This is a genomic window from Streptomyces durbertensis, from assembly GCF_014156695.1.
Lineage (GTDB): Bacteria > Actinomycetota > Actinomycetes > Streptomycetales > Streptomycetaceae > Streptomyces > Streptomyces durbertensis.
Genome location: NZ_WMLF01000227.1, coordinates 1 through 8,387, shown reverse-complemented (window position 1 = coordinate 8,387; position 8,387 = coordinate 1). Strand labels below are relative to the sequence as shown.

The 8,387-nt window shown below is 72.9% G+C and carries 7 protein-coding genes and 1 pseudogene; 6 read left to right on the top strand and 2 right to left on the bottom strand.

The window, feature by feature from the left end; translation table 11 throughout:
- The 5 genes and pseudogenes from GL263_RS15970 to GL263_RS15950 form a co-directional block, all read left to right on the top strand.
- Positions 1-670: pseudogene (locus tag GL263_RS15970) on the top strand (hypothetical protein); the annotation flags it as partial.
- A 200-nt stretch (positions 671-870) separates the two neighbouring features.
- Positions 871-1,731: a nitrilase-related carbon-nitrogen hydrolase gene (locus GL263_RS15965; RefSeq protein ID WP_182856389.1), complete on the top strand. Its 861-nt coding sequence runs from the start codon at positions 871-873 to the stop codon at positions 1,729-1,731.
- Positions 1,728-3,047, top strand: a complete 1,320-nt coding sequence (locus GL263_RS15960; RefSeq protein WP_182856388.1) for an aspartate aminotransferase family protein — start codon at positions 1,728-1,730, stop codon at positions 3,045-3,047. Before GL263_RS15965 ends, GL263_RS15960 begins: the two co-directional genes overlap by 4 nt.
- Before the next feature lie 249 nt (positions 3,048-3,296).
- Positions 3,297-4,703 (top strand): dihydropyrimidinase, encoded by a 1,407-nt coding sequence (hydA, locus tag GL263_RS15955; RefSeq protein WP_182856387.1) that lies wholly within the window; start codon positions 3,297-3,299, stop codon positions 4,701-4,703.
- Between the two features lie 11 nt (positions 4,704-4,714).
- Positions 4,715-5,731, top strand: a complete 1,017-nt coding sequence (locus GL263_RS15950; protein ID WP_182856386.1) for a TIGR03842 family LLM class F420-dependent oxidoreductase — start codon at positions 4,715-4,717, stop codon at positions 5,729-5,731.
- Positions 5,732-5,749: 18 nt separating this feature from the next.
- On the opposite strand, the gene GL263_RS15945 is transcribed toward GL263_RS15950, so the two are convergent.
- Positions 5,750-6,463 (bottom strand): SIR2 family NAD-dependent protein deacylase, encoded by a 714-nt coding sequence (locus GL263_RS15945; protein WP_438947964.1) that lies wholly within the window; start codon positions 6,461-6,463, stop codon positions 5,750-5,752.
- 108 nt (positions 6,464-6,571) lie between these two features.
- Positions 6,572-7,615, bottom strand: a complete 1,044-nt coding sequence (locus GL263_RS15940; RefSeq protein ID WP_182856385.1) for a hypothetical protein — start codon at positions 7,613-7,615, stop codon at positions 6,572-6,574.
- Between the two features lie 288 nt (positions 7,616-7,903).
- On the opposite strand from GL263_RS15940, the gene GL263_RS15935 reads away from it, so the two are divergent.
- The gene (locus tag GL263_RS15935; RefSeq protein ID WP_182856384.1) at positions 7,904-8,281 is read left to right on the top strand and encodes an SH3 domain-containing protein; all 378 of its coding nucleotides are present in this window, start codon (positions 7,904-7,906) and stop codon (positions 8,279-8,281) included.
- Positions 8,282-8,387 lie beyond the last annotated feature (106 nt).

The following is an 8,387-nucleotide window of genomic DNA, read 5'->3' as shown; positions in this document are numbered from 1 at the left end:
GGAGACCGCCGTGTCGGACACCGCACGGCGCCCATCGCAGTCGACACCGACGTCCGGGCCCGCCGTCCGCGCCGGCGAACGGCCGCGCGGTGCCCGTTTTGCCGGTGCCTACGAGGCGGACGAACCCCCGCGCGCCGCCGCGCCCCCGCCCGAGGCGCTGCGGGCCGCCACCGCGACGGCCGCCCGACTGGCCGCCCTGAGGGCCGCCCAGGACGGCGGCGGCTCCTACGTACTGCTGTGCGAGGCGACGGGCTGGCCGCCGGAGTGGCTGCCGCCGCTGGCCGCCGAGTTGGAGAGGTCGGGGCTGGCCGCCGACGTCTCCCTGCTGCTGTGGGAGCTGGCGACGCTGCCGGCGCCGGCGCTCGCCGAGGCGGCCGCCGCCCTGGCCGCCGCCGGGCGCGCGGGCGACTGCTCGGCGCTGCTGCGGCAGGCGTCGGCGCGACGGCGGCCGGAGGTCGCGGCGGTCGCGCTCGCGCTGTGCCACCTCGGGCGGCGCGACCTGGCGACCGGTTTACTGACCGCGCTGCTGCGGGCCCGCACGCCGGAGGAGGCGGTGGAGGTCGTCGAGACGGACCGCCGGTCGCTGGCGCCCGTCCTGCTCGACGCCGCCGAGGGCGTCTCGGCGCAGCACCGCAGAGCGGTGGTCGGGCTGCTGGAAGCCGCGCGCTGAGCCGCGGAGCGCCCGGCCCGTGGCGGGGCGCGGGGATGCCGAGCGGCCGGGCTCGCGCCCGGCGCGCACCGGTGACGTGACGTTGCGCCGATTCGCTTGCCACAGAGCGTGACGAGGTTTACGGTCGCAAGTCCCCGTGCCGGCCGCCGTCGCCTCGACGGGACCGCGGGCCAGGCCGACGTCCGGCAAAGGAGCAGCTCATGGCAGACACCGACCGCAGCGGCGCGGTGGTGCGCGCCGCGCTCGTCCAGGCGACGTGGACCGGCGACACCGAGTCGATGATCAGCAAGCACGAGGCGCACGCCCGGCGCGCCGCCGAACAGGGCGCGCGGGTGATCGGCTTCCAGGAGGTCTTCAACGCGCCCTACTTCTGCCAGGTGCAGGATCCCGAGCACTACCGGTGGGCCGAGCCGGTGCCCGACGGCCCCACCGTGCGCCGCATGAGCCGACTCGCCCGGGAGACGTCGATGGTGGTCGTCGCCCCGGTCTTCGAGAGCGCCGGACCCGGCCTGTACTACAACACCGCCGTGGTGATCGACGCCGACGGCAGCGTCCTCGGCGCCTACCGCAAGCACCACATCCCGCAGCTGAAGGGGTTCTGGGAGAAGTACTACTTCCGCCCGGGGAACCTGGGTTGGCCGGTGTTCGACACCGCCGTCGGCCGGGTCGGCGTCTACATCTGCTACGACCGGCACTTCCCCGAAGGCTGGCGGGCCCTCGGCCTCGCCGGCGCGCAGCTCGTCTACAACCCCTCGGCCACCGCGCGCGGCCTCTCCGACCACCTGTGGCGGCTGGAGCAGCCCGCGGCGGCCGTCGCCAACCAGTACTTCGTCGCCGCCATCAACCGCGTGGGCGTCGAGGAGTACGGCGACAACGACTTCTACGGCACAAGCTACTTCGCCGACCCGCGCGGCGCCCTCGTCGGCGACCCGGCCGACGACAAGGAGGAACAACTCCTCGTCCGCGACCTCGACTTCGGCCTGATCGACGAGGTGCGCACCCAGTGGGCCTTCTACCGCGACCGCCGCCCCGACGCCTACGGAAACCTGGTGCAGCCATGACCGACACCACGCACGCGCACACCGCCCCCGCACCCGCCGGCGTGCACGCCGCCCTGCACGACCGGCACCGCGCCGTCATGCCGGACTGGCTGGCCCTCTACTACGACCAGCCGATGGAGCTGACCCACGGCGAGGGACGGCACGTCTGGGACGGGGAGGGCCGCCGCTACCTCGACTTCTTCGGCGGCATCCTCACCACCATGACCGCGCACGCGCTGCCGGAGGTCACCAAGGCCGTCAGCGAGCAGGCCGGACGCCTCCTCCACAGCTCCACGCTCTACCTCAACCGGCCCATGATCGAGCTGGCCGAGCGGATCACCGCACTGTCCGGCATCCCCGACGCGCGGGTCTTCTTCACCACCTCCGGCACCGAGGCCAACGACGCCGCCCTGCTCCTGGCCACCGCCTACCGGCGCTCCAACCAGGTGCTCGCCATGCGCAACAGCTACCACGGGCGGTCCTTCAGCACGGTCGGCGTCACCGGCAACCGCGCCTGGTCGCCCACCAGTCTCTCCGCCCTCCAGACGCTGTACGTGCACGGCGCGGTGCGGGACGCGGGTCCGCTCGCCGAACTGGACGACACGGCGTTCATCGCCGCGTGCGTGGCCGACCTTCGGGACATGCTCAACCAGAGCGCCCGGGGCGTCGCGGCGCTGATCGCCGAACCCGTTCAGGGCGTCGGCGGGTTCACCGCGCCGCCCGACGGCCTGTACGCGGCGTTCCGCGAGGTGCTGAACGAGCAGGGCATCCTGTGGATCAGCGACGAGGTGCAGACGGGTTGGGGCCGCACCGGTGACCACTTCTGGGGCTGGCAGGCGCACGCCGCCGCCGGCGCGCCCGACATGCTCACCTTCGCCAAGGGCATCGGCAACGGCATGTCGATCGGCGGCGTGGTGGCTCGCGCGGAGATCATGAACTGCCTGGACGGCAACTCCATCTCCACGTTCGGCGGCAGCCCGATCACCATGGCCGCCGGCAACGCCAACCTCGCGTACCTGCTGGAACACGACCTCCAGGGCAACGCCCGCCGCGTCGGCGGCCTGCTCATCGAACGGCTGCGGGCCATCGCCGCCGGGCTGGACGGGGTGACCGACGTCCGCGGCCGGGGCCTGATGATCGGCGTCGAGCTGACCGACGCCCGGGCGGCGAGCCGCGCGCTGGAGGCGGCGCGCGAGGGCGGGCTGCTCGTCGGGCGCGGCGGCCTCGACGGGTCCGTGCTGCGGATCGCCCCGCCGATGACACTCACCGTGGCCGAGGCGGAGGAGGGCGCCGCCGTCCTCGAGGACGCGCTGCTCCGGACCGCCGGCCGCCGCTGAAGCCGCTGTCCGGCCCGGGGCCGGCCCCCACGCCGCCCCGGGCCCAGCGGCATGCCGACGGCTCGACTCCGCGCCCGTTCGGGTGAGAGCGCGCCACACCTCCGTCATCGAGGGTCACGCTGTTGCCACCGTGGGTGACAGCCTCTACGGTCGTTCGCACCGCAGGAGGCCCCACAGGGGCCGCCCCGGCGCAGCCCCGGCACGCCCGCACCCGGGCGTGCCGGCGTCGGACACGAAGGGAGCCGGACGTTGAGCCGCACAGTCGTCCAGAACGGGCTCGTCATCACCGCCACCGAGGAGGTCGAGGCCGACCTGCTGATCGAGGACGAGCGGGTCGCCGCCCTGGTGACCAGGCAGAGCACGCTCGCCAGGGACCTCGCCGCCGGCGCCGACCGGGTGATCGACGCCACCGGCCGGTACGTGATCCCCGGCGGCGTCGACGTCCACACCCACCTCGACTTCCCCTTCGGCGGCACGTTCTCCTCCGACACCTTCGAGACCGGCACCCGGGCCGCCGCCTGGGGCGGCACCACCACCCTCGTCGACTTCGCGGTGCAGAGCCGCGGCCACGCCCTGAGGGAAGGCCTCGACGCCTGGCACGCCAAGGCGGCCGGCCGCTGCGCGGTGGACTACGCCTTCCACATGATCCTCTCCGAGGTCACCGAGGCCTCCCTCAAGGAGATGGACCAGCTGGTGGGGGAGGGGATCACCTCCTTCAAGCTGTTCATGGCCTACCCCGGCGTCTTCTACAGCGACGACGGGCAGATCCTGCGTGCCATGCAACGCGCCGCCGACAACGGCGCGTTGGTCATGATGCACGCCGAGAACGGCATCGCCATCGACGTGCTCGCCGAGCAGGCCCTCGCCCGCGGCGAGACCGATCCGCGGCACCACGGCGAGGTCCGCCGGGTGCTGCTGGAGGCGGAGGCGACCCACCGGGCCGTGCAACTCGCCCGCGTCGCCGGCGCACCGCTGTACGTGGTGCACGTGTCGGCGCGGGAGGCCGTCGCGGAACTGGCCGCCGCCCGCGACATGGGCCTGCCCGTCTTCGGCGAGACCTGCCCGCAGTACCTGTTCCTGTCCACCGACAACCTCGCCGAGCCGGGCTTCGAGGGCGCCAAGTACGTGTGCAGCACCCCGCTGCGGCCGCGGGAGCACCAGGCGGCGCTGTGGCGGGGCCTGCGGACCAACGACCTCCAGGTGGTCTCCACCGACCACTGCCCGTTCTGCTTCCGAGGCCAGAAGGAACTCGGCCGGGGCGACTTCACCAGGATCCCCAACGGGCTGCCCGGCGTCGAACACCGCATGGACCTGCTCCACCAGGCCGTCGTCGACGGGCACATCAGCCGCCGCCGCTGGATCGAGATCGCCTGCGCCACCCCCGCCCGCATGTTCGGCCTCCACCCGAAGAAGGGCACGCTCGCGCCCGGCGCCGACGCCGACGTCGTCGTCTACGACCCGACGGCCACCCAGACCCTGTCCGCCGCCACCCACCACATGAACGTGGACTACTCGGTGTACGAGGGGAGGACGGTCACCGGCCGGGTCGAGACCGTCCTCTCACGGGGCGCGCCGGTCATCGAGAACGGTACGTACGTCGGACGCGCCGGCCACGGCTCCTTTGTCCCCCGCTCCCTCTGCCAGTACCTCGACTAGGAGGCCGTCCCGTGGACTTCGGACTTGTCCTGCAGACCGACCCGCCGGCCTCCCAGGTCGTCGGACTGATGCGGCGCGCGGAACGCAACGGCTTCCGCTACGGCTGGACCTTCGACTCCGCCGTCCTGTGGCAGGAGCCGTTTGTCATCCACAGCCAGATCCTGGAGCACACCGCGAAGCTGCGTGTCGGCACCATGGTGACCAACCCGGGGACCCGCGCCTGGGAGGTGACCGCCTCCAGCTTCGCCACCCTCAACGACATGTTCGGCAACCGCACGGTCTGCGGCATCGGCCGCGGCGACTCAGCGATGCGCGTCGCCGGCCGCAAGCCCAACACCCTCGCCCGGCTCGGCGCGGCCATCGACGCCATCCGCGACCTGGCCGAAGGCCGCGAGGCCGTCGTGGACGGCACCCCCATCCGCATCCCCTGGGTCCGAGACGGCCGCCTACCGGTCTGGATGGCAGCCTACGGCCCCAGGGCCCTCGCCCTCGCCGGCCAGAAGGCTGACGGCTTCATCCTCCAACTGGCCGACCCCTACCTGACCGAATGGATGATCGCGGCGTTCCGCGACAGCGCGCGGGCAGCCGGACGCGACCCCTCCGAGCTGACGGTCTGCGTCGCCGCGCCCGCCTACGTGACGCCCGACGACTCACCCGGCGCGCTCGCCCACGCCCGTGACCAGTGTCGCTGGTTCGGCGGCATGGTGGGCAACCACGTCGCGGACCTCGTCGCCCGCTACGGCGAGCACTCCGACCTGGTGCCCGACGCCCTCACCGCGTACATCAAGGGCAGGCAGGGCTACGACTACAGCCACCACGGCCGCGCCGACAACCCGTCCACCGACTTCGTCCCCGACGAGATCGTCGACCGCTTCTGCCTCCTCGGCCCCGCCGAGGCCCACATCGAGAAGCTGCGTCACCTCCGCGACCTCGGCGTCGACCAGTTCGCCGTCTACGACATGCACGACGCGAAGGAGGCGACCATCGACGCCTACGGCTCCGACGTCATCCCCGCGCTGACCCGCTGAGCGGCCGCCGCGGGCCGTTCAGCGGCGCAGATCGGCGAGGAGCGCCGGCAGCGCGCGGCCGATCGGCTCGCGGACCACGTCGTCGGCGAGCGAGTCGTACGGCGTCGGCTCGGCGTTGACGATCACCAGACGTGCCCCCGCCCTGGCGGCGATCTCCGCGAGGGAGGCGGCGGGCTGGACCTGGAGGCTGGTGCCGACCGCGAGGAACACCTCACACGCCCGGGTGATGGCAACCGCCCGGGCGAGCACCTGGTCGTCCAGAGCCTGACCGAACATCACCGTCGCCGACTTCAGGACGCCGCCGCACTCCAGGCACGGCGGGTCCGCCTCACCGGCCGCGACCCGCTCCAGCGCGGCGGCCATCGGGCCTCTCGCGCCGCAGGCGGTGCACGCCACGTACCGGGTGGTGCCGTGCAGCTCCAGCACCTTGCGGTCGGGCAGACCGGCCACCTGGTGCAGCCCGTCGACGTTCTGTGTGATCACCCGGAGCGGGTGGCCGGAGCGCTCGAAGTCGACGAGGGCGCGGTGGGCCGCGTTGGGCTCGGCGGACCAGACGGGGCTCTCCCGGCGCATCAGCCAGGACCGCCGCCGGATCTCCGGATCCGCCATGTAGTACGAGTAGGTGACCAGCTTCTCCGCCTCGGGGTCGCGCCGCCACAACCCGGCCGGCCCCCGGTAGTCCGGGATGCCCGACTCCGTCGAGACGCCCGCGCCGGTCAGCACCGCCACCAGGGCGAGGACGGCCGCCCGGTAGCGGGGGCCGCGCGGCAACCTGGCGGCTTTCCCGTTGTCGCCGGCGCGCAGGCCCGGAACACCACTCACATCTGCTCCCCGTGTCCGCTAGTCGTCCGCCGCACAACCGAGTCTGGCCAGCACCGCGTTCTGGAAGGTCCTCAACGCGGCGTCGGCGTTCGGTCGCGGCACAGGGCCGTCCGCGCCCACGCGCAGGTAGAAGTACGTCGGCCTGCCGTCGCATCTGCTCTTCCTGAGGGCCCATCGCTCAGTCGCGCGGGTCGGCATCGTCTCGAAGACCGTCACGAGGCGGGGGTGGGCGACCATCACCAGCCGCGTGGGCTCGGCGGCCTTGGGGTGGAAGAGCTCACAGGTGTGCAGGTCCCGGTCGACCACTCCCACCCACTGCGAGGGCCAGTCGGACGATGTGTACCGCTGGGCGAAGCGCAGACCCTCGATGCGACAGGCCCGGCTCTCACCGAAGCCGGGCGGATCGCGGTGGTCCGTCGCCGCTCGGAGTCCCTGCAGCGGGGACTTGAGTTCGAAGGGGCGCGCCGGCGCGCATCCCAGTCCCCGCATCACCGTGTTGGCGACGTCCACGGCCATACGGGCGACCCCCCGGGCGTCGCGGTACGGATCCCTGGGCTCCTTCCACGGTCCGCGCTCTCCGACCGCCGTCACACTGAGCGTCACAAACCTCTGCTGCCCCTCGGCGTCGCACTGGCGGGGGAGGGCGAGAACAGCGCTCTCCTCCCCGACAAGCCCTGGGAGACCGTCGGGGAACCTTGTCGACCACGGGCTCAGATACCGGTCGACCCACTCCCTGCGGGCACCGCCGCCGGACGGGAGAGCACCGTAGTCCGCGCGCACCTCCTGGCGGACCGTCGTCGGGCCGTCGAGAAAATCGATCTTCTTCGTCCAGGCGGTGACCGAGCACCAGCCCTCCGGGCGATCGGCCGCCGGCGCGGGCCCCTGCTCGGCCGAACGCCCGACGAACCGCTTGTCGCTGAGGACAACCGGCCCGGACTTCTCCTTCCAGGCGCCCCAGTAGTACTCGTCGCGGGGTCCGACGACACCCGTGGCGTACAGCAGTCCGCCGGTCGCCGTCAGGGCGACGGCAAGCAGCAGCAAGCCCCACTTCCTGCGGCCCATGGCCACTGTTCCCCCCTTGCGCGCCGGCGCGCGCCCCCTCGTCGCCGCGTCGGTTCCGGTTCGCGTGGGGTGAGGATATCCCGACCGTCCGTCACAAACGCGCCGGGGGCGTACGCCCCGCCGTATGCGACGAGTGTGCCCATATCGAGTGAACGCCCGGAATGGCACCGCGCCTGACGACCCGTCAACACGCATCGTCGATGTCACGGGGTGCGGGCCGGCGTCGTCTCGACACGACCCTCCTCCCGGAACGTCGTTTTCTCCCACCCTCACTAGGAGACATCAGCGATGCAGCTGAACCGGAAGATCGCCGCCGGCCTGGCGGCGGGCGCGCTGGCCACGAGCCTGCTCGGCGTCGCCCCCGCCGTTGCCGCCGAGCCGCTGGACGGCAAGGGCGGCGCGGCCGAGGCGCCCATGATGGACCACGCCCGTCACGCCGCATGGGGCAAGGTCGTCGCCAAGTCGGGCGTCAACATCCGCGCCTACCCCTCGGTGAAGGCCCGCAAGCTCGGCGCCTACCCCTACGGCGCCAAGATCAAGCTGCGCTGCAAGGTGAAGCGCCAGCTCGTCCACGGCAACCCCTACTGGTACAAGCTCGACACCCGCAGCGGTTGGGTCTCGGCCCGCTGGGTGAAGAACCTCAACCACGTTCCGTACTGCCGCTGATCGGCACGGATCACGGCGCGGGCCGTGCCGGCGTCCCTCCTTCCGGGGGGCACCGGCGCGGCCCGTCCGCCTGACGGGCGGGGCGCGGGGCGCGCCCGCGGACATC